Origin of the sequence: Paroceanicella profunda, assembly GCF_005887635.2 — a bacterium.
Classification (GTDB): domain Bacteria; phylum Pseudomonadota; class Alphaproteobacteria; order Rhodobacterales; family Rhodobacteraceae; genus Paroceanicella; species Paroceanicella profunda.
This window is the reverse complement of record NZ_CP040818.1, coordinates 306,746-332,704: the sequence shown is the minus strand read 5'-3', so window position 1 is coordinate 332,704 and position 25,959 is coordinate 306,746. Positions and strand designations below refer to the sequence as shown.

The 25,959-nt window shown below is 73.1% G+C and carries 17 protein-coding genes, 1 tRNA gene and 1 pseudogene; 13 read left to right on the top strand and 6 right to left on the bottom strand.

The genetic code is table 11. The annotated features are described in order from the left end of the window. Positions 1 to 12: 12 nt before the first annotated feature. The 3 genes from FDP22_RS01385 to FDP22_RS01375 all read left to right on the top strand — a co-directional run bounded on the left by FDP22_RS01385 (position 13) and on the right by FDP22_RS01375 (position 2,382). A complete protein-coding gene (locus FDP22_RS01385) occupies positions 13 to 1,119 on the top strand; it encodes an SPFH domain-containing protein (RefSeq protein WP_138578813.1) in 1,107 nt (368 codons plus the stop codon). Between the two features lie 10 nt (positions 1,120 to 1,129). Continuing rightward, entirely contained in the window at positions 1,130 to 2,239 is a 1,110-nt protein-coding gene (locus FDP22_RS01380) for a TFIIB-type zinc ribbon-containing protein (RefSeq protein ID WP_138578811.1), read from the top strand. Positions 2,240 to 2,305: 66 nt separating this feature from the next. Next, a tRNA-Pro gene (locus tag FDP22_RS01375) sits at positions 2,306 to 2,382 on the top strand. A gap of 262 nt (positions 2,383 to 2,644) precedes the next feature. Here the strand turns inward: FDP22_RS01375 and FDP22_RS01370 are convergent. Then, the gene (locus tag FDP22_RS01370) at positions 2,645 to 3,853 is read right to left on the bottom strand and encodes an oxidoreductase (protein ID WP_138578809.1); all 1,209 of its coding nucleotides are present in this window, start codon (positions 3,851 to 3,853) and stop codon (positions 2,645 to 2,647) included. 272 nt (positions 3,854 to 4,125) lie between these two features. Here FDP22_RS01370 and FDP22_RS01365 point away from each other — a divergent pair, with 272 nt between their 5' ends. Beyond that, positions 4,126 to 6,117 carry a phosphatase PAP2 family protein gene (locus FDP22_RS01365; protein WP_138578807.1) on the top strand — a complete coding sequence of 664 codons (1,992 nt, stop codon included), beginning with the start codon at positions 4,126 to 4,128 and terminating at the stop codon, positions 6,115 to 6,117. Between the two features lie 178 nt (positions 6,118 to 6,295). On the opposite strand, the gene FDP22_RS01360 is transcribed toward FDP22_RS01365, so the two are convergent. After that, positions 6,296 to 7,858 (bottom strand): GSCFA domain-containing protein, encoded by a 1,563-nt coding sequence (locus tag FDP22_RS01360; RefSeq protein WP_170317547.1) that lies wholly within the window; start codon positions 7,856 to 7,858, stop codon positions 6,296 to 6,298. A gap of 287 nt (positions 7,859 to 8,145) precedes the next feature. On the opposite strand from FDP22_RS01360, the gene FDP22_RS01355 reads away from it, so the two are divergent. Continuing rightward, a complete protein-coding gene (locus FDP22_RS01355) occupies positions 8,146 to 9,111 on the top strand; it encodes a DUF808 domain-containing protein (protein ID WP_138578803.1) in 966 nt (321 codons plus the stop codon). 386 nt (positions 9,112 to 9,497) lie between these two features. On the opposite strand, the gene FDP22_RS01350 is transcribed toward FDP22_RS01355, so the two are convergent. Further along, on the bottom strand, positions 9,498 to 10,493 hold the full coding sequence (locus tag FDP22_RS01350) for a GlxA family transcriptional regulator (RefSeq protein ID WP_239031837.1): 996 nt from the start codon (positions 10,491 to 10,493) through the stop codon (positions 9,498 to 9,500). Between the two features lie 88 nt (positions 10,494 to 10,581). Between FDP22_RS01350 and FDP22_RS01345 the strand changes: the two genes are divergently transcribed. The 5 genes and pseudogenes from FDP22_RS01345 to purU all read left to right on the top strand — a co-directional run bounded on the left by FDP22_RS01345 (position 10,582) and on the right by purU (position 18,337). Continuing rightward, positions 10,582 to 11,832: a sarcosine oxidase subunit beta family protein gene (locus FDP22_RS01345; RefSeq protein WP_138578801.1), complete on the top strand. Its 1,251-nt coding sequence runs from the start codon at positions 10,582 to 10,584 to the stop codon at positions 11,830 to 11,832. A gap of 9 nt (positions 11,833 to 11,841) precedes the next feature. Further along, a pseudogene (locus tag FDP22_RS01340) lies at positions 11,842 to 12,126 on the top strand (sarcosine oxidase subunit delta); the annotation flags it as partial. A gap of 548 nt (positions 12,127 to 12,674) precedes the next feature. Next, positions 12,675 to 15,614, top strand: coding sequence for a sarcosine oxidase subunit alpha family protein (locus FDP22_RS01335; RefSeq protein ID WP_138578799.1), 2,940 nt, complete (start codon positions 12,675 to 12,677; stop codon positions 15,612 to 15,614). After that, on the top strand, positions 15,607 to 16,773 hold the full coding sequence (locus tag FDP22_RS24785; protein ID WP_239031836.1) for a sarcosine oxidase subunit gamma: 1,167 nt from the start codon (positions 15,607 to 15,609) through the stop codon (positions 16,771 to 16,773). Before FDP22_RS01335 ends, FDP22_RS24785 begins: the two co-directional genes overlap by 8 nt. 679 nt (positions 16,774 to 17,452) lie before the next feature. Then, positions 17,453 to 18,337 carry a formyltetrahydrofolate deformylase gene (purU, locus tag FDP22_RS01325; protein ID WP_138578795.1) on the top strand — a complete coding sequence of 295 codons (885 nt, stop codon included), beginning with the start codon at positions 17,453 to 17,455 and terminating at the stop codon, positions 18,335 to 18,337. A gap of 32 nt (positions 18,338 to 18,369) precedes the next feature. Here the strand turns inward: purU and FDP22_RS01320 are convergent, their stop codons facing one another. Genes FDP22_RS01320 through hutG form a run of 3 tightly spaced genes read right to left on the bottom strand, consistent with a single transcriptional unit; the run spans position 18,370 to position 21,356 of the window. Then, a complete protein-coding gene (locus FDP22_RS01320) occupies positions 18,370 to 19,119 on the bottom strand; it encodes an IclR family transcriptional regulator (RefSeq protein WP_138578793.1) in 750 nt (249 codons plus the stop codon). Further along, positions 19,120 to 20,544: a formimidoylglutamate deiminase gene (locus tag FDP22_RS01315; RefSeq protein WP_138578791.1), complete on the bottom strand. Its 1,425-nt coding sequence runs from the start codon at positions 20,542 to 20,544 to the stop codon at positions 19,120 to 19,122. Further along, positions 20,541 to 21,356: an N-formylglutamate deformylase gene (gene hutG, locus FDP22_RS01310; RefSeq protein ID WP_138578789.1), complete on the bottom strand. Its 816-nt coding sequence runs from the start codon at positions 21,354 to 21,356 to the stop codon at positions 20,541 to 20,543. The genes FDP22_RS01315 and hutG overlap by 4 nt, the downstream gene beginning before the upstream one ends. A gap of 142 nt (positions 21,357 to 21,498) precedes the next feature. Between hutG and FDP22_RS01305 the strand changes: the two genes are divergently transcribed. The 3 genes from FDP22_RS01305 to FDP22_RS01295 are packed head-to-tail and all read left to right on the top strand — an operon-like array spanning position 21,499 to position 25,669. Further along, positions 21,499 to 22,482 (top strand): TAXI family TRAP transporter solute-binding subunit, encoded by a 984-nt coding sequence (locus FDP22_RS01305; RefSeq protein WP_138578787.1) that lies wholly within the window; start codon positions 21,499 to 21,501, stop codon positions 22,480 to 22,482. A 23-nt stretch (positions 22,483 to 22,505) separates the two neighbouring features. Next, positions 22,506 to 23,438 (top strand): DUF1850 domain-containing protein, encoded by a 933-nt coding sequence (locus tag FDP22_RS01300; protein ID WP_170317546.1) that lies wholly within the window; start codon positions 22,506 to 22,508, stop codon positions 23,436 to 23,438. Continuing rightward, positions 23,435 to 25,669, top strand: coding sequence for a TRAP transporter permease (locus tag FDP22_RS01295; RefSeq protein ID WP_138578783.1), 2,235 nt, complete (start codon positions 23,435 to 23,437; stop codon positions 25,667 to 25,669). The genes FDP22_RS01300 and FDP22_RS01295 overlap by 4 nt, the downstream gene beginning before the upstream one ends. Positions 25,670 to 25,959 lie beyond the last annotated feature (290 nt).

The following is a 25,959-nucleotide window of genomic DNA, read 5'->3' as shown; positions in this document are numbered from 1 at the left end:
GAGATACCGCTGATGGGCCTGTTCGATTTCCTGTCCGGCCAGTTCATCGATGTCATCGAGTGGACCGACGACACCCGCGACACCATGGTCTGGCGCTTCCCCCGCTACGGCCACGAGATCAAGTACGGCGCCAAGCTCACCGTGCGCGAGGGCCAGGCCGCCGTCTTCGTGCACGAGGGCAAGCTCGCGGATGTCTTCACCCCCGGTCTCTACATGCTCGAGACCAACAACATGCCGGTGATGACCAGCCTTCAGCACTGGGACCACGGCTTCCGCTCGCCCTTCAAGTCCGAGATTTACTACGTCTCCACCGTCCGCTTCCAGGACCTGAAGTGGGGCACGCGCAACCCGATCATCTGCCGCGATCCGGAGTTCGGCCCGGTGCGCCTGCGCGCCTTCGGCACCTACACCGTCCGGGTGAAGGACCCCGCGCTGTTCCTGCGCGAGATCGTCGGCACCGACGGCGAGTTCACCACCGACGAGGTGACCAGCCAGCTGCGCAACATCATCGTCTCGCGCTTCACCAACAAGATTGCCGCCTCCGGCATCCCGGTGCTCGACATGGCGGCGAACACCGACGAGCTCGGCCGCCTGCTGCGCGACCGCATCGCGCCGGAGCTGGAGGCCTTCGGGCTGGAGATGCCGGCGCTCTTCGTCGAGAACATCTCGCTCCCCGACGAGGTGGAGAAGGCGCTCGACCGCCGCACCTCCATGGGTGTCGCGGGCGATCTCTCGCGCTGGACGGAGTTCAACGCCGCCGAGGCGATGCGCGACGCCGCCCGTACCCCCGGCTCGGACATGGGCGCGGGGCTCGGGATCGGCATGGGCATGGAGATGTCGCGCCGCATGGCCGCCGCCACCGCGCCCGGCCCCGCCGCACCGCCGCCCCCGCCCGAGCCCGAGCGCGTCTGGCACATCGCCGAGCGCGGCGAGACGAAGGGCCCGTTCTCGAAGGCCGCGCTGGGCCGCATGGCCGGCACCGGCGCGCTCACCCGCGCCACGCTGGTCTGGTCCCCCGGGCTCGACGGCTGGACCGCTGCCGGCGAGATCGACGAGCTCGCCCGGCTCTTCACCGTGATGCCGCCGCCGCCTCCGCCGCCCCCGGCACCGGAGGGCTGAGCGCAGCCCCATGGACGGACCCTCCGAACACCGCTTCCCCTGTCCCACCTGCGGGTCGGACATGCGCTATGCCCCTGCGCAGGACCTGCTCACCTGCGACCATTGCGGCCATACCGAGGACATGCATGCCGAGGGCGGCCCCTGGGGCAGCCCGGTCATCGCCGAGCTCGATTTCCGCGCCGCCCTCGCCGGTGCGCTGGACACCCAGGAGATGGAGGAGAGCCGCACCGTCACCTGCCAGAGCTGCGGCGCCGAGTTCGAGTTCGCCCCCGACACCCACGCCGCCGAGTGCCCGTTCTGCGCCAGCCCCGTGGTCACCGACACCGGGGCGAACCGCCACATCAAGCCGCGCGGCGTGCTCCCCTTCCTGCTCGACGAGGCCCAGGCCCGCGCCGCGATGAACCGCTGGCTGGGCAAGCTGTGGTTCGCCCCCTCGGGACTTGCCCAATACGCCCGCGCGGGGCGCGCCATGCAGGGCATCTACACCCCCTACTGGACCTATGACGCGCGTACCGACAGCAGCTACACCGGCCAGCGGGGCGACGCCTATTACGTCACCCGCCCGATGACCGTGATGCGCGACGGCAAGCCGGTGACGGTGATGCGACAGGAGCGCCGCATCCGCTGGCGCCCTGCCTCGGGCCGGGTGAACCGCGTCTTCGACGACGTGCTCGTGCTCGCCTCCCGCAGCCTGGAGACGGACGAGGCCGAGGGCCTCGCCCCCTGGGACCTCTCCGCGCTGGAACCCTACCGGCCGGAGTTCCTCGCCGGGTTCCGCGCCGAGGCCTACACCGTGCCGCTGGACGAGGGCTTCGCCGAGGCGCGCCAGGTCATCGACCGCACCATCCAGCGCGACGTGCGCTTCGACATCGGCGGCGACGAGCAGCGCATCCAGTCCATCGACACGCGAATCGACGCGATCACCTTCAAGCACATCCTTCTGCCGGTCTGGACCGCGGCCTACCGCTACCGCGGCACGTCCTACCGGTTCGTGGTGAACGGCCGCACCGGGCAGGTCCGCGGCCAGCGCCCCTGGTCGGCCTGGAAGATCGCCGCGGCGGTGGCGGCGGGCCTCGCCGTGGCGGCCGTGATCGGCTTCCTGGTGGCCTCCGGCCGGTGAATGCGCCGGGGCCATTTTTGCCGCTTGCACTTGCTCCGGCACTTCGCTATCAGGCTGCACACGGTACGGAGTGTAGCTCAGCTTGGTAGAGCACTGTCTTCGGGAGGCAGGGGCCGGAGGTTCGAATCCTCTCACTCCGACCATGATTTCAACATGTTCAGCGCAAGGGCACTTGCCTGCGCGCGCCATGGGCAGCCCCTCGGGCGCCCTGGCATGGTCGGGTCTCCGCGTGCGGTGAACAGCCTGGTTGTGACGCCGCGCCGCGCCCGCTTCACGAAACATCAGCGGAATGCCGGGTCTTCGGCAGGGCAGGTGCGGTTCACCGGTGCCAGTTCGGGGTGAGGCGCCGTCACCGTGCCCCCACATCCCCGGTCTCACGCCTCCGCACCCGAAGGCCCGCTTCGCTCAGCCGGCCTCGGGCCAGGCCCGGGCGCGGGCGTTCCACGGGGCAATCCGGGCAGCGTCGCGCGCGTCACAGGCCCGCAGGGCCGCTTCCGGGTCTCCCACATCCGATGTCTCGCAATTCCCGGCGATCTGCGTCAGGCGCATGGTGTACCAGGCGGTGAGCCCGCCTTCCGGCGGGTTCTGGAGCGTCGGGAAGGCAGGGTCGCCCGCTGTGCCGGAGCGCCAGCCGTTCGGCAGCGCCGGCTCCAGCACCAGCGCGCGCGCGAGGCCGATCATGTCGACGCCCCGGTCGAGCGCATCCGCTGCCTGCCGCAGGGTCTTGAAGCCCCCCGTGACCATGAGCGGCGTCCGGGTCAGCGGCCTCACACTTTCGGCGAAATCGAGAAAATACGGCCCCCGGCCCGTGCCGTCCGATGCGGAGCGGGCTCCGGGGAAATACGTGCCGCCGCTGATGTCGATCAGGTCGAGCCCGGACCGGTCCAGGGTCGCGACGACGGCGCGCGCATCGTCCGCGGCGAAACCGCCCTCCAGCTGATCGGTGGCGTTGAGCTTGATCGCGACGGGGAAGCGCGGCCCGACGGCCTCGCGGACCTCCGCGACGACCTCGAGCAGCAGCCGCATGCGGTTCGCAAGGGCGCCGCCGTACCTGTCCTGCCGCCTGTTGAAGAGCGGGGAGAGGAACTGGCTCAGCAGGAAGCCGTGCGCCGCGTGGATCTCGACGCCGCCGAAGCCGTAGTCCTGCGCGAGGCGTGCGGTGCGCGCGAATTCCGATGGCAGGCTCTGCACCTCGCGCACCGTCAGGGCGGAGCAGGTGAGCCCGGGACTGTCGAGCGCGCTCGGCCCCCTGGGGCCGCTGGTGGGCGGATAGGCCATCGCCCCGGCATGGCCGAGCTGCAGCCACAACTGAGCGCCGTTGGCGGAGCCGCCACGGGCCAGGGCCCGGAACCGCGCCGCGTCCGAGCCCGGCCCGAGCACGAGGTTTCCCGGCTTCTCGGCGAAATGCGGGCTGCCCTGCACCTCGCCGACGATGGAGACGGCCAGCCCGCCGGCCGCCCAGCGTTCGTAGAGCCGGATCTGCGCCTCCGTCGGGTCTCCGCGGCCGTCGCCCAGCGAGTCCGACATCGCGGATTTCGCGATGCGGTTCCTCAGGATGGTGCCGCAGGGCAGTTCCAGTGGCCGGAACAGCGCCGCCTTGCTTCGGGTCTTCATGGCCTGGAGCATAGCGGTCGGAGGCCGGCTTGTCCTGCCTCGCGGTCCGTCACTCCCGCAGCGGCACCGGGGGAGCGCGCGGGCGAAACCGGGGGAGCGCGCCGGTGGCCCGGCCCCGGCGGCTCACCGGGGGGCGGCGCCCGGCCGATGCCGTTCCCGGATCCGTCGCGGAGCCCGTGGCGGCGGGGGCGCTGGCCCGATACACCTGTGGAGGCCCGGCCCGGTCCGTCCGCGCCGCACATGACGCTTTCACGCAGGAGCCCGGCCCGCCGATGTCCTTTCTTGCCTCCCATGTCCTGCCCGTGCTGGCGCCGCTGGGCCTCTGGTCCTGCTGGATCATCGGTCTCGCGGCCTTCCTGGAGGGCTTCTGGGTCACCGGGGTGGTGCTGCCGGGCGCGCTGGTGGTGGTGGCGGGCGGTGCGCTGGCCCGGCTGGGGTATCCCGATGTGCTGGCCCTCTGGGGCTTCGCGGCGGCGGGCGCCGTCCTGGGCGGCGAGGCGAGCTGGCGCAGCGGCCGGCTGGCGGGCCTGAGGACGCGGATGCCGCCCGGGCGCGCCGCCCAGCGGGCGCAGGCGCTGGTGCGCACCCATGGCCCGCCGGCGCTGGTGATCGGGCGGCTTCTCGGGCCGGTCGGCGGCCTGACCGCGCTGGCGGCGGCGCTTTCGGGGATGGGGCGGCGGCGCTTCGTGGCCTGGAACATCCTCGGCGGGCTGGTCGGCGGGCTGGTGCATCTGGCGCTGGGCTACCTGGCGGCGGATATTCTGGCCCGCGTCACGCCCTACCTGCCCCGGCCGGTGCTGCCGCTGGTGCTGCTGGCGGCGCTGGTGCTGGTCACCCGGGCGATCACCCGGCGCGCGCGGCGCGGCGCCCCGGCGCTGCGCGATGCCCTGGGCGCGCTGCGCGCGGCGCTGGCCGACTGGCCGCCGCTGCGGCGCTTGGCCGGGTGGCATCCGCGCCTTGCGGCCGGCCTCGCGCGGCGGCTGGACCCGGGGCAGGGCGGCGGGCTGATGCTGACCGGCATCGCGGTGCTGCTGGTCTACCTCGTCGGCCTGTTCGTGGACGGCGCGCTGGACCTCGCCTTCGTGCCGGGCACGGCGGCGCTGGACCACCGGGTCTCGAACCTCGCCCATGCCTGGTGGACGCCGGACGGGCTGCGGCTGGCAGCCTGGTTCACCCGGCTGGGCTACGTGCCGGTGGCGACGCTGGTGGCGCTGGGCAGCGTTGCGGCCTTCGCCGGGTTCGGGCGGCGCGCCGCCGCCGCGGGGCTGGCCTGCGCGGCGCTGGGCAATGCGGTGACGGTGACCCTGCTGAAGCTCGCCTTCGGGCGGGACAGGCCCGCGATCGGCTACTTCCTCGAAACCTCGGCCAGCTTCCCCTCCGGCCACGCCGCCATCTCCACCGCCCTCTACGGCAGTCTCGCGCTGATGCTCTGGCGCGAGCGGCTGATCGGGCCGACCCTGGCGATCTCGGCCGGCGTGGGCGTGGCCTTCGGGCTGGGGCTCACGCGGCTCTACCTCGCGGAGCATTTCCTCTCCGACGTGCTGAACGGCTGGGTGGTGGGCGGCATCTGGCTGGTGATCGGCCTCGCGGTGTCCGAGGGCGTGCGGCCGCGCGTGGCGGCCGGCGGGCGGCGCCGGGCTGTGCCGGGCCTCGCGGTGCTGGGCGCCTGCCTGCTCGCCGCCGCCTGGGCCGGCGCTACGCACCGTCCCAGCCCGGCGGTGCGTGAGACCGGCCCCGCCACGGTGCTCTCCGACCTGCCCGGCGCCATCGGCACCGGGGCCTTCCCGGTGGAGGTTCTCACCCTCGGCGGCGCGGCCCTGCCGCCGGTATCGGTCGTCTCCACCGGGGCCGCGGCTGCGGACGTCGCGCGGCGCCTCGCCGGTGGCGGCTGGGCGCGCATCCCGGACCCGGGCCCGCTCTCCGTGTTCGCCGCGCTGCGCGAGGACCTGACGGGGGCCCGCCGCGCCGGGGCGACGGTGCCGCTGGCCTTCCGCGCCGCGCGCCCGGCGGACGTGACCCTGCGCGCCCCCGGCTCCGGCGCCATCCTGCGGCTCTGGAGCGCCGGGCAGGACGCCGCCGGCGGACCCATCGTGGCCTGGGCCTTCGCGCCCTCGGGCCACCCCGCGGACTGGTCGGCCGACGCGGCGCGGTCCGGGCGCTCGCCCGCTTCGACGGCCCGCGCGCGCCTGTCTCCCGCGCGCCGCGGCGGGGGCGGGACGACCGCTCGGGCACCGCCTGGCACACCGACGGCACCGTGCTCCTGATCCGCCTCGCAGGCGGGCAGGGCTGAAGGCCTTGCGGCCGGGGGCCGGAGGGTGTGCCCGCGGTCTCGGGTCTCGGGTCTCGGGTCTCGGGTCTCGGGTCTCGGGTCTCGGGTCTCGGGTCCGGATCCGGGTGTCGCGTCCGGATCCGGGCCGGCGCGGGGCCGCGCCGCGGCGCCCGTCAGCCGAACAGGCGCCCGAGCATGCCGCCGGCCCGGGCGAGGCGCGGGGCGGAGCGGTCCTTCAGCTCGATTCGCTCGTTCTCCGGAACATGGGTGAGGAACTCCAGCGCGAGCGGCCGCTGGCCGTGCCGGTTCAGGATTTCGGCGAAGCGGTTGAGCAGCGCGGAGGCCTTCACCTTGGCCGGATCGACCTTCATCAGGATCTCGACCGCGTCCTCGGACTTGCGCTCGGTCAGCAGCCAGCGCGTGGAGCGGTGAACCACCGAGGCGCGGAACCAGTTGCGCCGGCGCAGGTTCTCGTCCAGCCACTTCTCGCCCAGCTCGCGGCCGCCGATCTGCTTCCACACGCTGTAGCGCAGGAATTCGAGCTGGTTCAGCCCGGCCTTGTCCTTCTCGCCGGTGTCGGCCTCCAGATGCGCGCGGGCGAGATCCGTCTGGCCGCGCTCGGCGGCAACCACCGCCGCAAGGGTGTGGAAGTTGTCGCTGGTGTGGGTGAGCGGCGAGACGATCTGGTCATAGGCCGCGCCGGCGGCCGCGAAGTCATGCGCCTGCACGGCCTCGATGAACCGGCCCTCCAGGTCGCCCAGCATCCGCTCCTGCGAGGTGTCGACACCGGTGTAGGTCTCCTCCACCCGGGCCATGATCCGGTGGATGAACTGCTCGGAGACATGCTTCAGGTCGTCCTGCCACACGCTGTTTGAGCGGGTGAGCATCACGCTCTCGAAGCTCGGGAAATAGTCGAGAGTCGGGTATTCGGCGACCAGTTCGCCGGTCACCGCGCGCAGCACCGCCTTGGAATGGGTGTTGGCGATGAGCACGTCGTCACTGGTATAGGTGCGCGAGAGCACCACCGGCGAGGTGGTGATCAGGATGTTGGGCGACCGGTCCCGGGTGATCAGCTCGATGGTCTCGCGCATGAAACCCATGCATTTCGCGAAGCTCAGCCGCTCGAAGAAGAACCGCCCGGCCTCGCGCTGCATCGGGCGGGTGGGGGTTTCCTGGATGTAGATCTTCAGCACGTCGTCCCACCAGGCCTCGATGAGCCCGAGGGTGATCACAACCACGTCGGCGCGAAACAGGTTGCGGTAGGTCTGGTAGACCACGCGGCGGCGCTCGATCGCCTCCTCCAGCGGCTTCTGCTCGAAGACATGCAACTGGGTGTCGATGGCGCGGCCGTCCTCGCAGATGAACAGCACGGCGCGGGCGTCCTCCTCGGTCATCCTGTCGTCGCGGTCATAGATCGCGCGGGCCCAGGACACCTCCTGGTGGATCGCGGCCGGGGTGTACTTGTTCAGGTGCCCGGGCAGCACGGAACTGCCCTTGATGGCGTTGCGCGACAGCATGGTATAGCCGCGCGCCTCCAGGTAGTTCTCGATGTTGGTCGCGAAGCAGGAGCCGATCACGAACATCCCCGAGTCCTGGTCGAAGGTGAACCCGGGGTTGAGCGCGGGCCAGCACTCCGGCTCCAGCCGGTTCTCCGCGCCGCGCACGGGGGGGCGGGCGTTGCGGTTGCTCTTCGATGTGGCGATCGCCTCTTCGAGCGGCGTGCGTACAGTGGACATCTGGCGTCTCCCCGTTCTGGTCAGGCCCCGCGTATTGCGGACGGGGGCGGATTTCCGCCGATTCTGGACCGGTGCCCGGCCCTGACGCAAGAGTGAATTCAGGTGAATGCCGTCCATCCCGGAGACGGCGCGCGGCCCCGGGCGCCGCCGCTCCCCCCGGGGCCATGGCGCGCGCCTTCAGGGTGCCGTGCACGGGGCCGGTGCGCCGGGGCGCGTCCTTCCGGCTCATTGCCGGGTGGCCGGGCCGCGCTATCCTTGTGCCAGGGTCAACCGGCGAAGGGCAGGGCATGAGCGGACTTCTGGCGCTACTCGACGATGTGGCAGCGATCGCGAAGGTCGCGTCCGCCTCGGTGGACGATGTCGTGGGGCAGGCGGTGAAGGCGTCCTCCAAGGCCGCGGGGGCGTTGATCGACGATGCCGCGGTCACCCCGAAATACCTGCAGGGCTTCAGCGCGGATCGCGAGCTCCCGATCGTGTGGAAGATCGCGCGCGGCTCGCTGTTCAACAAGATCGTCATCCTGCTGCCGGTGGCGCTGCTGCTCTCGGCCTTCGCGCCCTGGGCGATCTCGCCGCTGCTGATGCTGGGCGGCGCCTATCTGTGCTTCGAGGGGGCGGAGAAGGTCTGGCACGTGCTCAACCCGGCCGACCACCATGAGGAGGAGCTCTACGACCAGAAGCTCCAGGGCGCCCGGCTGGAGGAGAGCAAGGTGCGCGGCGCGATCAAGACGGATTTCATCCTCTCCGCCGAGATCATGACCATCATCCTCTCGGCCCTGCCGAAGGGCCAGTCGATCTGGATCGAGGCCTGTGCGCTGGCGCTGGCCGGGGCGGCGATCACCTTCGTGGTCTACGGCGTGGTCGGGCTGATCGTGAAGGCCGATGACGCGGGGCTCGCCCTCGCCAGGCGCTCCGGCTCGGCGCTGCTGCGCGGGCTGGGGCGGGGCGTGGTGCGCTACATGCCGTGGTTCCTGAAGCTGCTGGTGATCGTGGGCACGGCGGCGATGATCTGGGTCGGCGGGTCCATCATCACGCATGGCGCGTATGAACTGGGCCTGGAGGGGCCCTACCTCGGCATCCACCACCTCGCCGTGGCCGCGGCGGAGGCGGTTCCCGAACAGGTGGCGGCCTCCGTGGAATGGCTGGTGACGGCGACCATCGACGGGGTGATCGGCCTTGCCATCGGAGCCCTGCTCTTGCCGGTGGTCGCCTATGTGCTGGAGCCGCTGGCCGGGCTGTTCACCCGCAAGGCTTGAGACGGGCCTCTGCCCGTCCCCGGCGCGCACCGCGCGATGGCGCGGGCGTCTGGGGCGGTCGGACCGGGCGGCCGCCCGGAGCGGCGTTTCGCTGGAGTGGGGAGCCGCCGCAACGACCTGCCGCCGCCAGCCCCGGAGGCTCTCCCCCCATCGTCGCAACAGAGGACACCGGGCGTGCAGAACATGCCGAACGGTGCCGGCCCGGGCCGCAGGGCCGGGGCTTCCGCGCATGAGACGCCCGGAGGTGCCGGGATGATCGGCTGTTCCCCACCGCGCCGCCTCGGGCCCCGGCCCGGAAGCCGCGGCGCCGGGGCTGTCGCTCCTCTGCGCCGGAGAGGCAAGCGGCGGGCCGCTGCCGGCCCGGCTCACCCTCCGGTGCGAGATTGTCACTGTTCCGCCCCGGCGCCGGGCCCGGGCAGCGCGCGGCGCCGGGTGGCCGGGCCTGTGCCGAAGCGGCGGCGGAAGGCGCGGGAGAAATGGCTGCGGTCGGCGAAGCCGGTGGCCTGGGCGATGCTCTCCACCGAGAGGCCGGTCCGCCGCAGGATCTCCTCCGCCTTGTCCAGCCGCAGGTCGCGGTAGAAACGCATCACCCCCGCCCCCAGCCCGACCTTCGACAGGCGTTCGAGCTGGCGCGCGCTCACCCCGCTGAGCTTGGCAAGGTCGTCGAGGGTGAGCGGGTCGGCGATATGGCTGGTCATCAGCCCCAGCATGGCCACCAGGGCGGGGTGATGCACGCCGTAGCTCAGCACCGGGTCCGCCTGCTGCGGGGCGCCGGCTTCGCGGATGCCGGTATGGATGAACCAGTCGCTCACCGCCCCGGCGAGGGCGGCGCCGTGCCGCGCGGTAATGAGCGCGTGCATCATGTCCAGCGGCGCCATGCCGCCGGCGCAGGTGTAGCGGTCACGGTCGATCACGAACAGCCGGCGCTCGATCATCGCCTCCGGGTAGAGCGCGCGCATCTCGTCCACATGCATCCAGTGCACGGTGTAGCGGCGGCGGTCCATCACCCCGGCGGCGGCAAGGATGGCCGCGCCGCCGGAGATGCCGCCCAGCGGGGTGCCGCCCCTGTCGAGCCGGCGCAGCCAGGAGAAGAGGCGCGGGTCGTCGAAGCCGAGCGGGTTTCCGCCGGCCACCACGAAGAGCATGTCCGGCGGGCTGCCCATCCGGGCGAATGCCGTGGTGTGGAACGCCCCGTGCACTGAGCTGTGCAGCCACCCCCCTTCGGCGGAAAGGAACTCCGGCTGGTAGAGCCGCCGCCCGCTGAGCAGGTTGGCCGCGCGCAGCGGCTCCACCGCCGAGGCGGCGGACATCAGCGCGAAATCCTCCACGAACAGGAAGCCGATGCGTTGCGGGGCGGCGGGCGGAAGAGGGATGGAGGCCATGTCCCGAAATGTCACGAAAGCGGCGTGAACGGCAACAGATTTCGCCCGCCCGCCCGGCGATCCTCCGCCCGGTGAAGGAGCAGGCATCATGAGATTCTCCGGTTTTCGGGTCATGCGGGAAGCCCTGAGGGGGCACAGGGGCTGGGGGCCGCTGTGGCGGAGCCCGGCGCCGCAGCCGCAGTATGACATCGTCATCGTGGGCGGCGGCGGGCACGGGCTGGCCACCGCCTTCTACCTGGCGAAGGAATTCGGCGCCGCCCGGGTGGCGGTGCTGGAGAAGGGCTGGCTGGGCGGCGGCAACACCGGGCGCAACACCACCATCATCCGCTCCAACTACCTGCTGCCGGGCAACGAGCCGTTCTACGAGTTCTCCATGAAGCTCTGGGAGCGGCTGGAGCAGGAGACCAACTTCAACTCCATGGTGAGCCAGCGCGGCATCGTGAACCTCTACCACACCGATGCGCAGCGCGACGCCTACCGCCGCCGGGGCAACGCGATGCTGCTGGCCGGCGCGGACGCGCGGCTGCTGGGGCGCGAGGAGCTGCGCGCCATGATCCCGTTCCTGAACTACGACAATGCCCGCTTCCCGGTGAAGGGCGGGCTGATGCAGGCCCGTGCCGGCACCGCGCGGCATGACGGCGTGGCCTGGGGCTATGCCCGCGGTGCCGATGCGCGCGGCGTGGACCTGATCCAGAACTGCGAGGTGACCGGCTTTCGCATCGAGGCCGGCCGGGTGCGCGGGGTGGAGACCACGCGCGGCTACATCGGCGCCGGGCGCGTGGGCGTGGCGGTGGCCGGCTCCTCGGGCCGGGTGATGGGCCTCGCCGGGCTGCGCCTGCCGCTGGAGAGCCACGTGCTGCAGGCCTTCGTCTCCGAGGGGCTGAAGCCGGTCATCCCCGGGGTGATCACCTTCGGCGCCGGGCATTTCTACATCTCGCAGTCCGACAAGGGCGGGCTGGTGTTCGGGGGCGACATCGACGGCTACAATTCCTACGCGCAGCGCGGGAACCTCGCCGTGGTGGAGGACGTGGCGGAGGGGGGCATGGCGCTGATGCCGATGCTGGGCCGCGCGCGGCTGCTGCGCGCCTGGGGCGGGCTGGTGGACATGACCATGGACGGCTCGCCGATCATCGACCGCACCCCGGTCGACGGGCTCTACCTCAACGGCGGCTGGTGCTACGGCGGGTTCAAGGCCACGCCCGCTTCCGGCTGGGCCTTCGCGCATCTGCTGGCGACCGGCGAGAGCCACGAGACCGCCACCGCCTTCCGGCTGGACCGGTTCGCCCGCGGCCATGTCATCGATGAGCGGGGCGCCGGCGCCCAGCCCAACCTGCACTGAGGCGCGCGCATGCTGATCCCCCATCCCCTTCTCGGCCTGCGTGACGCGCAGGAGTTCACCTGTCTCGGCGACGCCGCCCTGCTGGCCCGGCCGGACCCGGAGGCACCGGGCGCGGAGGCCGCCTTCTGCGACTACGTCTACCTGCGCGACAACCCCGCCGGGCTGCACCGCGAACTGTGGTTCCACGAGCAGGGCGACCGCTCCTGGCTGGTGGTCACGCGCAACACGCTCACTCACGAGATCTTGCGCGCGGAACTGGCGCGCGACGTGCCGAGGAGCGAGGCCGGCGCGCGGAGCACGGGCCGCGAGGTGACAGGCGGCGCAGGCCGCGCGATGGCGGACGGCGCGAGCCGCGATGCGGTGGACGGCGCGGTGGCGGGCGGCATGGGCCGCGATGGGGCGGACAGCGCGGTGGTGGACGGCGCGGGCCGCGATGTGGCGGAAGGCGCGGTGGCGGACGGCGCGGGCCGCGATGTGGCGGAAGGCGCGGTGGCGGGCGGCATGGGCCGCGATGCGGCGGATGGCGCGGTGGCGGACGGCGTGGGCCGTGATGCGGCGGATGGCGCGGTGGCGAACGCGGCGAGCCGCGATGCGGTGGACGGCGCGGTGGCGGGCGGCATGGGCGGAGACCCGGGCCCCGGACTGTCGGGCAACCTGTCCGGGGGCGCGGCGCGGAGCCTTTCCGGGGCGCCGAACGCCGGTCCGGCGGGGGAGGTGCCCGAGAGCCCGGACGGCGACGTGATCCGCGGGGCGGTCGAGGGCCGGAGCCCTGGCCCGGCGCGGGGTGCGGGCGGGCGCATGGCGGGCGGCGCGACGGGTGACGTGGCGCCGGAGGGGCGGTCATGAGCCGGCTCGCGGGCGGGCTCATCGACCGCAGCCGCACGCTGGGGTTCACCTTCGACGGGCGCGCCTACACCGGCCACCCGGGAGACACGCTGGCCTCGGCGCTGCTGGCCAGCGACGTGACGCTGATGGGGCGGAGCTTCAAGTATCACCGGCCGCGCGGGCCGGTCTCGGCCGGGTCGGAGGAACCGAACGCGCTTGTGGAACTGCGCACCGGCGCGCGGGCCGAACCCAACACCCGCGCCACGGTGGCCGAGCTCTACGACGGGCTGGAGGCACGCAGCCAGAACCACCTCGGGTCCCTGCGCTGCGACCTGCTGGCGGTGAACGACCTCGCGGCGCCCTTCCTGGCGGCCGGCTTCTACTACAAGACCTTCATGTGGCCGCGCGCCTTCTGGGAGCGGGTCTACGAGCCGATGATCCGCCGCGCGGCCGGGCTGGGCCGGCTCTCCGGCCTGCCGGACCCCGACGGCTACGACCGCGGCTTCCTGCACTGCGACCTGCTGGTGATCGGCGCCGGGGCGGCGGGGCTCAGCGCCGCGCTCACCGCCGGGCGGGCCGGGGCACGGGTGGTGCTGGCGGAGGAGGATTTCGCCCTGGGCGGCCGGCTGCTGGCGGAGGCCGACCCGCTGGACGGCGCCCCGGCGGTGGCCTGGGTGGCGCGAGTGCGCGCCGAGCTGGAGCACCTGGGCTGCGTGCGCATCCTGCCGCGCACCACGGTGTTCGGCGCCTATGATCACGGGGTCTACGGCGCGGTGGAGCGGGTGGCCGACCACCTGGCCGCGCCCGGCGCGCTGGTGCGCCAGACGCTGTGGCGCATCACCGCGCGCCGCACCGTGCTGGCCGCCGGCGCCACCGAGCGCCATATTCCCTTCGCCGACAACGACCGGCCGGGCGTGATGCTGGCCGGCGCGCTGCGCGCCTATGCCAACCGCTGGGCGGTGTGCCCGGCGCCGGCGGGCCGGCCGGTGGCGGTGTTCACCAGCGGTGACGACGGCCACCGCACCGCGCGTGACCTGCTTGCCGCCGGCGTGCCGCTGCTGGGCGTGGTCGACAGCCGGGAGGACGCGCCGCGCGGCGCGGGCTACGAGGTTTTCGCCGGGGCACGGGTGACGGGCACGCGCGGCAGGCTGGGGCTGCGCGCGATCGAGATCAGCCGCGGCGGGCGGGCGGAGTGGCACGATTGCGCGGCGCTCGGCGTGTCCGGCGGCTGGAACCCGAACCTGCACCTCACCTCGCACCACCGCGGGCGGCCGGTGTGGGACGACGGCCTCGCGGCCTTCCTGCCCGGGCCGGAGGGCCCTCCGGGCCTGCACGCCGCCGGGGCCTGCGCCGGGCAGGGCAGCACCGCCGCGGCGCTGCGCGACGGCGTGCGCGCCGCCCGCGCCGCGCTGGCGCAGATCGGCATCGGGGCCGCGGCCCCCGCCCTGCCGGAGGCCGAGGACGCCCCCCTGCGCCAGGAACCGCTCTGGCACGTGCCGGGCCGCCGCCGCGCCTGGGTGGATTTCCAGAACGACGTGACGGTGAAGGACATCGCCCTCGCCCACCGCGAGAACATGCGCGCCGTGGAGCACCTCAAGCGCTGGACCACGCTGGGCATGGCCACCGACCAGGGCAAGACCGCGAACGTGACCGGCATCGCGGTGATGGCCGGGCTCACCGGCCGCAGCATTCCGCAGACCGGAACCACGGTGTTCCGCCCGCCCTACACCGGCGTGTCGCTCTCGGTGCTGGGCGGCGGGGACAGCGGGCCGGAGTTCCGCCCCCGTCGCCTCACGCCCACGCATGGCTGGGCGGCCGCGCGCGGCGCGGTGTTCACCGAGGCCGGGGCCTGGATGCGGGCGCAGTATTTCCCGCGGCCCGGCGAGACCCACTGGCGCGAGAGCGTGGACCGCGAGGCCCGCGCCGTGCGCGCCGCCGTGGGCCTGTGCGACGTGACCACCCTGGGCAAGGTGGACGTGCAGGGCGCCGATGCGGCCCCGTTCCTGGACCGGATCTATGCCAACACCATGTCCACGCTGAAGGTGGGCCGGGTGCGCTACGGGCTGATGCTGCGCGAGGACGGGTTCGCCTGGGATGACGGCACCTGCGCCCGGCTGGGGGCGGAGCATTTCGTCGTCACCACCACCACGGCGAACGCGGGCGCGGTGTACCGGCACATGGAGTTCGCCCGGCAGGGGCTGTGGCCGGGGCTGGACGTGCAGCTCATCTCCACCACCGACGCCTGGGCGCAGATCGCCGTGGCGGGGCCCGCTTCGCGCGCGCTGCTGGAGCGGGTGGTGGAGGGGGCGGACCTCTCGAACGAAGCCTTCCCCTTCATGGCCTGCGGCGCGGTGCGGGTGGCGGGGCTGCGCGCCCGGCTGTTCCGCATCTCCTTCTCCGGGGAGCTGGCCTACGAGCTGGCGGTGCCCGCGCGCTTCGGGGCGGCGCTGATGCAGCGGCTGGTGGAGGCGGGCGCGGACCTCGGGGCCACCCCCTACGGCACGGAGGCGCTCTCGGTGCTGCGCATCGAGAAGGGCCACGCGGCGGGCGCCGAGATCAACGGCCAGAGCACCGCGGCCATGCTGGGGCTGGGGCGGATGGTCTCGGCGAAGAAGGACGCCATCGGCGCCGTGATGTCGCGCCGCGCCGGGCTGGCGGGCGACGCGCGCCGCCTCGTCGGGCTGGCGCCGGTGGCCGAAGCCGGGCGCGTGACGCCCGGGGCGCATCTCTTCGCGCGCGGCGCCGTGCAGGACCTGCGGGGCAGCGAGGGCTGGGTCACCTCGGCCTGCCACTCGCCGCACCTGGGCCATGCCATCGGGCTGGGCTTCCTGGAGCGCGGGGACGCGCGGCTGGGCGAGGTAATCCTCGCCGCCAACCCGCTGGAGGGCGACAGCGCCGCGCTGCGCGTGGTCCCGGCGCATTTCGTGGACCCGGAAGGAGAACGTCTCCGTGGCTGACCGCACTCCCCTCACAGCCGGCATCTCCGGCACTCCCGTTACGGCCGACGCCCCCATCGCCGCTGGCGCTCCCATCGCCGCCAACGCTCCCATAGCCGCTGGCGCCCCCATCGCCGCCGGCACCTCCGTCACCGCCGGCATTCCCGCCTCGGCCGGCGCTGCCCTGTCTGCCGATGGCGCTGACACTCGCCCCACCTCCGTCACCGCCGGTGCCCCCGTGTCCGCCGGCCCCGCGCTCTCCGCCGTCAGCGCCGGAAGTGCGCTCTCCGTTGGCAGCGCCGACATTCCACGTCCCGCCAGCGGCGCCGACATCCCGCTTCCCGGCGGCAGCGCCGACATCCCGCTTCCCGCTGGCAGCGCCGGCATTCCGTTTCCCGGCGGCAGTGCCGGCATCCCGCGCTCCGCCGGAATCGCGCACTTCGCCGGCAGTGCCAGCGCCCCGTTTCCTGCCGACAGCGCCGGTGATCCCCCTGTTTCCGGCGGTCCCCCCGTCGCGGGCGGCACCGGCGGTCCCGCCGCGCCTGGCGGCATCGGGCTTGCCTTCGACGGCATCGGCCGTCCGTCTGCCTCGGGCGGCCGTGCGCCCCTTGAGGCAGGCCCGCCGCTCGCCGCCGTCACCGCGCTGGGCGACGGCGCGCCGCGTCGGGCGGTGCACGGGGTGCTGAGCCTGGAGGAGACGCCGGACCTGGCACTGGCCTCGCTGGCGCTGCGGCGTGGCGCGCCGGTTCCGGCGCCTTTCGGGCTGGCGCTGCCCGGGCCGGGCGGGCTGGCGGCGGGTGCCGGTGCCGGCGCGTTCTGGACCGGGCCGGAGCAGTGGATGATCGAGGCGCCGGGCCGGGGCACCGAGGATTTCGCGGCCCTGGTGGCCGCGGCCGCGCCCGGCACCTCCGTCACCGAGCAGACCGACGGCTGGGTGGCCTTCGACATCGCCTCGACGGCCGGGGCGGCGCCGGTGGAGGCCCTGCTGGAGCGGCTGGTGAACCTGCCGCCCGCGGCCGTCGCGCCCGGGCGGGCGGCGCGCACCGGGCTGCACCACATGTCGGTCTTCGTGCTGCGCCGGGCGGAGGACCGCCTGAGCCTCCTGGGCATGCGCTCGGCGGCGCAGAGCCTGTGGCACGTGCTGGACCAGGCGCTGGCCCGGCAGGCGGCGCGGCCGTGAGGGCCGCCGGTGGCACAGCGGTGAAGGCCGTGGGTGGCGTGGCGCGGAAAGCGGCGGGCGGCGGGGTGATGAGAGCCGCGGCTCGCGCGGCAGCCAAGGCCGCGGGAAGCGCGGTGGTGAAGGCCGCGGGGCGCGCGAAGGTGGAGGCCGCAGGCGGCGTGGCGGGGAAAGATGCGGACGGCGGGTCTATGAGGGCAGCGAGGCGCGTGGCGGCGAAGGTCACGGGTGGCACGACGGTCAGGGCAACGGGCGGTGTGGCGGGGAAAGCTGCCGGCGGCGTGGTGGTGAGGGCAGGGGGCCGCGTGGCGGCGAAGGCCGCGGGGCGCGCGGTGGTGAAGGCCGCGGGGCGCGCGGTGGTGAAGGCCGCGGGGCGCGCGGTGGTGAAGGCCGCAGGCGGCGTGGCGGTGAGGGCAGTGGACCGGGTGGCAACCAAGGCCGCGGGTCGCACGCCGGTGAGGGCCGCGGGCGGTGGGCCGGTGAGGGTCCCGGGCGCTGCGGCGGTGATGGTCCCGGGCGGCGCGGCGGGGGTGCGGGCGTCGCGCGGTGGCGCCGCCGCGTCGCTTGACGCCGTGACGCCCGCCTCCGCGCGTGGCATGACAGGGACCGAACCGCCGGGCCCCGGCGCGCGCCCCAGATCGCTGGCCGGAGCTCCGGCCGGCCGCATTCCGAAGGATCACCGATGACCAGGTACTGCCTCACCGTCACCTGCCCGTCCACCCGCGGCATCGTTGCCGCCATCTCGGCCTTCCTGGCCGACCGGGGCTGCAACATCACCGACAGCTCGCAGTTCGACGACATGGAAACCGGCAACTTCTTCATGCGGGTGAGCTGCACCTCGGAGACCGGCACCGACCTTGCCACCCTGCAGGCGGAGTTTGCCGGCATCGCCGAGCGCTTCGGCATGGCCTTCGCCTTCCATGACGAGGCCTGGAAGATGAAAGTGGTCATCATGGTGTCGCGCTTCGGGCATTGCCTGAACGACCTGCTCTACCGCTGGCGCATCGGGGCGCTGCCCATCGACATCGTGGCGGTGATCTCCAACCACATGGACTACCAGAAGGTGGTGGTGAACCACGACATCCCCTTCCACTGCATCCGCGTGACGAAGGAGAACAAGCCCCGGGCCGAAGCGCAGATCATGGCCGTGGTGGAGGAGACCGGGGCGGAGCTGATCGTGCTGGCGCGCTACATGCAGATCCTGTCGGACGAGATGTGCCGGAAAATGTCCGGGCGCATCATCAACATCCACCATTCCTTCCTGCCCAGCTTCAAGGGCGCGAACCCCTACAAGCAGGCCTTCGAGCGCGGGGTGAAGCTGATCGGGGCCACCGCGCATTACGTGACGGCCGAGCTGGACGAGGGCCCGATCATCGAGCAGGACATCGTGCGCATCACCCATGCGCAGAGCGCCGAGGATTACGTGAGCCTGGGCCGCGACACCGAGGCCCAGGTGCTGGCCCGGGCCATCCACGCCCATGCCCACCACCGCTCCTTCCTCAACGGCAACAAGACGGTGGTGTTCCCGGCCTCGCCCGGCTCCTACTCCTCCGAACGCATGGGCTGAGGCGGATGGGGCCGCGCGCGCAGCACCGGGGGTCACAGCATCCGCGAGATGTCCTGCGCCGTGGCGCGCACCTGCGCGATCATCTCCGGGTCCGGGCGGAGCTGCTGCTCGTGGCCGGAGAGGTTGATGGCGGCCACCACATCCCCGTGCCCGGAGACGAGCGGCGCCGCGATGGCGAAGGTGCCGGTGGCCACGTGCGAGCGCTGGGCGACATGGCCGCGCGCCCGGTCCGCCACCAGCAGCCGGCGCAGCGCGTCGAGCGAGCCGGGCGCGCGCGGGCTGCGGCTGGCGAAGGCGTAGCCGGCGAAGCGGCGCTCCAGCTCCTCCTCCGCCAGCCCGGCCAGCAGCACCCGCCCCATCGTGGTGGAGAAGGCTGGCAGCCGCGCGCCCACCGGCACGTTCGAGACCATCGCCAGGCTGGAGGGGGCGCGGTAGACGTAGACGATCTCCGTGCCCTCCAGCACCGCCACGTGCACGGTGAAGCCGGTGGCGTCGCGCAGCCGGTCCGCCGGGGCGCGGGCGATGTCGTAGACGTCCAGCGAGCGGACGTAGCGGTAGCCCAGCTCCATCACCCGCGGCGCCAGCCGGTAGCGGTTGGCGTGCCGGGCGAGGTAGCCCTCCTGCTCCAGCGTCACCACGAAGCGGTAGGCCGCCGAGGAGGTGACGCCGATCGCCTCGGCGATTTCGCCCAGGGTCATCTCCGGGTGGCGCGGGTCGAAGCACTGCAGGATGCTCAGGCCGCGCACCAGCGAGTTGGAGCGGTAATCGGCTTCCCTGCCCATTCAGGCCTCCGCGGGGAGCGGCGTGCGCTCCGCCAGCCGGGCGGCCACCCGGGCCATCGCGGCGGCATAGTCGCGCAGGATGCGCTCCTCCTGCGGGTGGTGCCCGGCGCGCAGCACCGGGCGGCCGCGCACCCAGACATCGCCGGCGTGGCAGCCCCGGCCGGCGAAGACGTGATGGTCCAGCGTGGCCTCCGCCGCCACGACGGCCATCGCGCCGGGCTCCGGGTGCACCAGTTCCACGAAGCTCGCCATGCCGCCGGGGGCGAGGGCGCCTTCCGGCCGGCCCGCCGCCCGGGCCCCGCCGCGCGCGGCCCGCGCCCAGAGGTTGGCGGCCACGTGCGGCTGGTCGGCGGCGGCGAGCACGTTGCGCTGCCGGTCGCGCAGGCGCTGGCTGTACTCGAGCTGGCGCAGCTCCTCCGCCGCGCTGGTGGCGATGTTGGAATCCGAGCCGATGCCGAAGGCCCCGCCCTGCGCGAGATATTCCGGCGCCGGGAAGATGCCGTCGCCGAGGTTCGCCTCCGTCATCGGGCACAGGCCCACGGTGGCGCCGGAGCGGGCGATGGCGCTCACCTCCGCGCCGGTGAGATGGGTGGCGTGGATCAGGCACCAGGCGCCGTCCACCGGGGCGATGTCGAAGAGCTGCTCCACCGGGCGGCGGCCGTTCCAGGCCAGCGCGTCCTCCACCTCCTTCACCTGCTCGGCGACATGGATGTGCACCGGGCAGCCGGGCAGCAGCGCGTCGCGCAGCGCCATCAGGCCGGACATTTCCTGCGCCGTGACCGCGCGCAGCGAGTGCGGCGCGAGGCCCAGCACCTGGCCCGCCCGGGCCGCCGGGCCCTTCAGCGCCTCCAGCAGGGCGGCGAAACCGTCCAGCCCGTGCAGGAACCGGCGCTGGCCGGGGGTGGGGGGCTTTCCGCCGAAATTGCCGTGGGCGTAGAACACCGGCAGGTGGGTGAGCTCCAGCCCCGTGGCCTGCGCCGCCTCCATGATGGCGAGGGAGAGCTCCTCCGGGCGGGCGTAGGGCGTGCCGTCGAGGTCATGGTGGAGGTAGTGGAACTCCACCAGCCCGGTGTAGCCGCCCTTCAGCAGCGCGAGGCAGAGCCGCGCCGCGATGGCCTGCACATCCTCCGGCGAGAGGGTGAGGGCGAAGAAATACATGATGTCGCGCCAGGACCAGAAACTGTCCACCGGGTTGCGCCGCACCTCGGACAGCCCGGCCATCGCGTACTGGAAGGCGTGGCTGTGCAGGTTGGTGATGCCGGGCACCACCGGGTTCTCCAGCACCGGCAGGCCGAGCGGGTTCGCGTCCTCCGTCAGCGTGGCGATGGTGCCGTCCGGCGCGAAGCGGGCGGAGAGGTTGCGCCGCCAGCCCTCGGGCGTGAGGGCGAGGCGGAAATGCGCGCCCTGCGGGGGAAGGGAGGTCATCGGTGATCGGCCTCCGGCACGAAGGCGGACATCACGCCCACCAGCCCCGCGAGTGCGGCGCGCAGCCGTGCGGCCGGGCCGGGCTGCAGGGTCCAGGGCGGGCCCTCGCGCATGTAGCACTCCTGCGCGATCTCGATCTGCAGGGCGTGGACGCCCTGTTCCGGCCGGCCGTAGTGGCGGGTGATGTGGCCGCCCTTGAAGCGCCCGTCGCGCACCGCGGTGAGGCCGCTGGCCTGCAGGGCGGCGAAGGCGGCCTGCGCCAGCGCCGGCGCGCAGCTGGCCCCGGAGGCGGTGCCCAGGTTCAGGTCCGGCAACCGGCCCTCGAACAGCCGCGGCACCCGGGAGCGGATCGAATGCACGTCCAGCAGCAGGCAGTAGCCATGCGCGGCGCGCAGCCGGGCGATCTCCGCGTCCAGCGCCGCGTGGTAGGGCCGCCAGACCGCGGCGAGCCGGGCCGCGCGGTCCGCCGCGTCGGGCTCCTGGCCCGGGCGGTAGAGCGGGGTGCCGTCGAAATCGATGGTGGAGACGAGGCCGGTGGTGGCGCCGGCGTAGAGCGGCGTGTCATCGGCCGGGCGGTTGAGGTCGACCACGTAGCGCGAGGGCAGGGCGGCCAGCAGGCCGGCGCCCTCGGGCAGCACGTCGCGGGCAATGGCGTCCATGTGCCAGTCGGTGTCGCGCAGCTCCAGCGCGTCGGGGCGCAGCCGGGCGCGCAGCGCGTCGGGCAGCGCGGTGCCGGCGTGCGGCACGTTCAGCAGCAGCGGCGTGGTTCCCCGCACCTGCTCGAACAGAGGAAGATCGGCGTAATCGCTCACGAGGACTCCTTTCGCATCTGAAAACGGTTATTGACATGCAAAACGTGAGCGTCAAGAAAGTTTCACCTGACCGCCGCCCCGCGGCCGCTCCGGCGGCCCTGCGGGAGCGGGGGCGACCCCCGTCCGACAAGGAGGACACAGCATGACCTTTTCCCGGCGCAAATTCCTGGGCACCACGGCCGCTGCGGCGACGCTGGCGGGCCTGACCTCCGTGCCCGGCCTCGCGCAGAGCCGGCTGTTCTTCGGCATCGCCACCGGCGGCACCGGCGGCACCTACTACCCGCTCGGCGGCATGCTCGCGCAGCTGATCTCCAACACCGCGGAGATGCCGGACACGAAGATCTCCGCCACGGCGGAGACCGGCAACGCCTCGGTGGCCAACGCGCAGCTTCTGGGCCGCGGCGAGATCGAATCCGCCTTCGTGGCCGCCGACATCCTGGACGCGGCCTACCGCGGCGTGGCGCAGTTCGACTCCGGCGCGCTGGAGAACCTGCGGGCCATCGGCGCGCTCTACCCCGAGACGGTGCAGCTCGTGGTGCGCGCGGACAGCGGCATCGAGACATTCGAGGACCTGAAGGGCAAGACCGTGTCCTCCGGCTCCCCCGGCTCCGGCCAGTGGCAGCTGCTGGGCGACCTGCTGGAGGCGCATGGCATGACCCGCGAGGACGTGTCGGAGGATTACTCCTCGTTCGCCCAGTCCGTGGACAAGATCAAGGACGGCAACCTGGACGCCTCGCTGATCACCGCCGGCCTGCCCACCTCCTCGGTGACCGACCTTGCCACCGGCCATGACATCCGCATCGTGCCGCTGCACGGGCCGGCCATCGCCAGGCTGCAGGAAACCCAGCCCTACTACGCCAACGCGGTCATCCCGGCCGGCAGCTACAAGGGCGTGGACGCGGATGTGGACACCCTGGCCGTGCGCGCGATCTGGGCCACCCATGCCGAGGTGCCGGAGGACCTGATCTACGCCGTGACCAAGGCGCTTTACGAGAACACCGAGACGCTGGGCAAGGTGCACCCGATGGGCAAGCAGATCTCGCTCGACAAGGCGCTGGAGAGCGTCTCGATCCCGGTGCATCCGGGCGCAGAGACGTACTACGCCGAGAAAGGCGTCTCGAAGTAATGCCGCTGCGCAGGAAACTGCGCATGGCGGGGGTGGCGGCGCTGGCCGCCGCCTCCCCCGTGCCGCTTCTCACGCTCACCGCCGGGACGGGCCACGCCGCCACGCCCGGCGGCGCGGATGCCGTGGCGCCTCATGCCGGTGCCGCGAGAGGGCCTTCCGGCCCGGCAGTCGCCGTCCCGATGGCAGCCGCACCCTCCGTGGCACCTGCGCCGGGTGACGCCGCCGGAGCGACGGGCGCCATGGTGGCAGCGCTCTCCGTGGCGGGCGCCGCGCCCGCAATGGCGCCTGTGCCGGGTGACGCCTCCGGAGCGCCGGGCGCCATGGCGGCAGCGCTCTCCGTGGTGGGCGCCGCGCCTGCAATGGCGCCTGCGCGGGGTGACGCCGCCGGAACGCCGGGCGCCACGGATGCCGCGCCCGTGGGCGAAGGGCCATTCCCCGGCCGTGCGGCCGCGGGGGGGGCACCCGCAGCCGCGGGCGGCGGACGCGGCGCGGACGGCGTCGCCATCCCGGCCATGGCCAGCGCCGCTCCGGCCTCCGGGGAGGGCGTGCGCGCCTGGCTGTGCCTCACCGAGACCCGGGGGCAGGGGCGTGAGATCGCCCGGCTGCCGCTGGGGCCGGGGGGCGATTTCTCGCTCAGTTTCATCCACTCGGTGTCGCGCACGCCGGTGGTGGATTTCTACCGGGTGGAGGGCGGCGAGATCGTCCAGACCTCCGAGGTGTTCCAGGCGCATGGCGCGGGGCTTCCCTCCATCGCCGGAGACATCGACGCCACCGGCTGGCGGCACGAGGACGGCCGCTTCATCCTGGACATGAACCGGCGCACCGGCCCCATCCCGCTGCGCATCCAGGCGCAGTTCGAAAACACGCTGCACGTGGCCGGCACCGACCTGCCGCTGGCCGAACTGGGCCACGGCGCCCTCACCCTTGCCCCCTGCGACGAGGAGACACCGCATTGACCAAGGGCACGCCCCCGGCCGACACGCGCGGCCAGACCACGGCTGACACCGACCCCGCCCTGACCGCCGACGAGGTGGAGGCGCTGGTCCGGGAATACGACCAGGAATCGAACTTCCGCAAGCTGGTCGGCCCCACCGCCATCCTGGTGACGGTGGCCTCGGTGGCGCTGTCGCTGTTCCACGTCTACACTGCCGGCTTCGGCCTGCTCAACGAGGTGATGCACCGGACCATCCACCTCTCCTTCGTGATGGGGCTGATCTTCCTCGTCTTCCCGCGCAAGCGGGCGCGGCCCACCGGGCGGCTGTGGGTGGACTCCGCCATCTTCGCGGGCTTCTACCTCTACCTGCTCTACGACCTGGTGCAGGCCCTGCCGCCGGGCACGCTGCGCATCGTGTTCAGCGCGGTGATGCTGGCGCTCATCGTGCTCACCCTGCCGTTCAACCGCCCCGGCGCGGACCCCGAGAAGGTGGCGCTGCGCGACTGGGTGTTCGCCGCCTTCGGCGCGGGGTTCTCGGCCTACCTGTCGATCTTCTTCAAGCACATCTTCATCGAGAACGTCGGCAGCCCGCCGGAGCCGGTGTACATGATGGGGCTCATCGCCATCGTGATGACGCTGGAGGCGACGCGCCGCACCATGGGGCCGACGCTGGCCTACATCGGCGTGGCCTGCCTCGTCTACGCGCTGGTGGGGCCCTACCTGCCTGGGATACTCGCGCATCGCGGCTATTCCATCACCCGCATCGTGAACCACCTCTTCGTGGGCACAGAGGGCATCTACGGCGTGGCGGTGGGCGTGGTGGCGACCTACGTGTTCCACTTCGTGCTCTTCGGCATCCTGGCGCAGATGAGCGGGCTGGGGCAGCTGTTCATCGACCTCGCCACCATCATCGCCGGCCGGGCCTCCGGCGGCTCGGCGAAAGTGTCTGTGGTCTCCTCCGGCTTCTTCGGGATGATCTCCGGCTCGCCCATCGCCAACACGGTGACCACCGGGGCCTTCACCATCCCGCTGATGAAGAGATCCGGCTTCTCCGGCCGCTTCGCCGGGGCGGTGGAGGCCTCCGCCTCCTGCGGCGGGCAGGTGACGCCGCCGATCATGGGCGCCTCGGCCTTCGTGATGACCGAGATGCTGGGCATTCCCTACAACGAGCTCATCCTGATCGCCATCGTGCCGGCCTGCTTCCACTACGTGGCCATCCTGCTGATGGTGCATCTGGAGGCGAAGCGGCTGGGGCTGCAGGGCCTCTCGAAGGACCGGATCCCGCAGTTCCGCGCCATCCTGGCGCGCTCCTGGCACCTGTTCATCCCGCTGGGCGTGATGGTGGCGATGCTGCTGATGCAGTACACGCCCTTCCTGGCCGCCTTCTGGGGCATCATCCTGACCATCGTGTTCTCCTACGTGCCGCTGGGGATGCGCGCGCTCGGCAACACCACGATGGACACCTCCACCGTGCTCACCCCGCCGCGGCTGCTGCGCGGCTTCGAGGACGGGGCGAAATTCGCGCTCGCCATCGGCGCGGCCTGCGCCTGCGTGGGCTTTCTCCTGGGCATGACCACGCTCACCGGCCTGGGCTTCAAGTTCTCCGCCGCGGTGGTGCAGCTTGCGCATGACGTGGCCACCCTGGCCGTGGGGCTGGATTTCACCGGGCTGCTGTCCGAGAACGGGCTGGCGCTGTTCTTCGGGCTGCTGTTCGTGGCCATCGCCTGCATCGTGATGGGCGCGGGCATCCCCACCACGCCCACCTACATCATCCTGGCCTCCATCGCCGCCCCGGCGCTGACCGAATTCGGGGTGCCGCTGATCGCCACGCATTTCTTCGTGTTCTACTTCGGCGTGCTGGCGGACGTGACACCCCCCGTGGCGCTGGCCGCCTATGCCGCGGCGGGGCTGGCGCGCAGCGAGCCGATGAGCACCGGCACCACGGCCTTCCGCCTGTCCATGGGCAAGGCGCTGGTGCCGTTCATGTTCATCTACGCGCCCAGCCTGCTGTTCGTGAACTTCACCTGGGTGGAGTTCATCACCGCGCTGCTCTCCGGGCTGCTGGGGGTGCTGGCGCTCTCGGCGGCCTACATCGGCTGGTTCCGGCGCGACCTGGTGCTGTGGGAGAAGATCGCCCTCTCGCTGGCCGGGCTGCTGCTGATCTCCACCCACTGGGCGGCGATCTCGGCCGGAGCGATCGTGGTGCTGCTGATCCTGCTGCGCGGCGACCGGGCCCGCCCCGGCGTCGCCTGACGCCCCCCCGCGCGGCCCGGACCGGCGCCGCGCGGGAGACACCATCCCGCCGCGCCCCCGGCGCCCGCGCGGCGGGAGCGCCGCCCGCCCGGCCCGTGCGGCGCCTCGCTCCCCGTGCCCGATCAGGCCGACGACGCAGAAGCCCGGCAGCGCCGCCCCGCTGCAATGCACCGGCCCCGGCGGCACCTCCCCCGCCGCAAGGCTTCGGCCCCCGGCGGCAGCCGCCCCGTGCAGCGCACCCACCCGGCGCATCCACCCCGCCGCGAGGCCCCGGCGGAGCCTGCCCCGTC

Coding starts and splice junctions, on each gene's coding strand:
- FDP22_RS01370 (WP_138578809.1), bottom strand. CDS start 3,853: ATGAAGACCCGAAGCAAGGCGGCGCTGTTCCGGCCACTGGAACTGCCC.
- purU (WP_138578795.1), top strand. CDS start 17,453: ATGACCAGGTACTGCCTCACCGTCACCTGCCCGTCCACCCGCGGCATC.
- FDP22_RS01360 (WP_170317547.1), bottom strand. CDS start 7,858: ATGTCCACTGTACGCACGCCGCTCGAAGAGGCGATCGCCACATCGAAG.
- FDP22_RS01300 (WP_170317546.1), top strand. CDS start 22,506: ATGGCGGGGGTGGCGGCGCTGGCCGCCGCCTCCCCCGTGCCGCTTCTC.
- FDP22_RS01315 (WP_138578791.1), bottom strand. CDS start 20,544: ATGACCTCCCTTCCCCCGCAGGGCGCGCATTTCCGCCTCGCCCTCACG.
- FDP22_RS01345 (WP_138578801.1), top strand. CDS start 10,582: ATGAGATTCTCCGGTTTTCGGGTCATGCGGGAAGCCCTGAGGGGGCAC.
- FDP22_RS01350 (WP_239031837.1), bottom strand. CDS start 10,493: ATGGCCTCCATCCCTCTTCCGCCCGCCGCCCCGCAACGCATCGGCTTC.
- FDP22_RS01335 (WP_138578799.1), top strand. CDS start 12,675: ATGAGCCGGCTCGCGGGCGGGCTCATCGACCGCAGCCGCACGCTGGGG.
- FDP22_RS01355 (WP_138578803.1), top strand. CDS start 8,146: ATGAGCGGACTTCTGGCGCTACTCGACGATGTGGCAGCGATCGCGAAG.
- FDP22_RS01365 (WP_138578807.1), top strand. CDS start 4,126: ATGTCCTTTCTTGCCTCCCATGTCCTGCCCGTGCTGGCGCCGCTGGGC.
- FDP22_RS01320 (WP_138578793.1), bottom strand. CDS start 19,119: ATGGGCAGGGAAGCCGATTACCGCTCCAACTCGCTGGTGCGCGGCCTG.
- FDP22_RS01380 (WP_138578811.1), top strand. CDS start 1,130: ATGGACGGACCCTCCGAACACCGCTTCCCCTGTCCCACCTGCGGGTCG.
- FDP22_RS01305 (WP_138578787.1), top strand. CDS start 21,499: ATGACCTTTTCCCGGCGCAAATTCCTGGGCACCACGGCCGCTGCGGCG.
- FDP22_RS01385 (WP_138578813.1), top strand. CDS start 13: ATGGGCCTGTTCGATTTCCTGTCCGGCCAGTTCATCGATGTCATCGAG.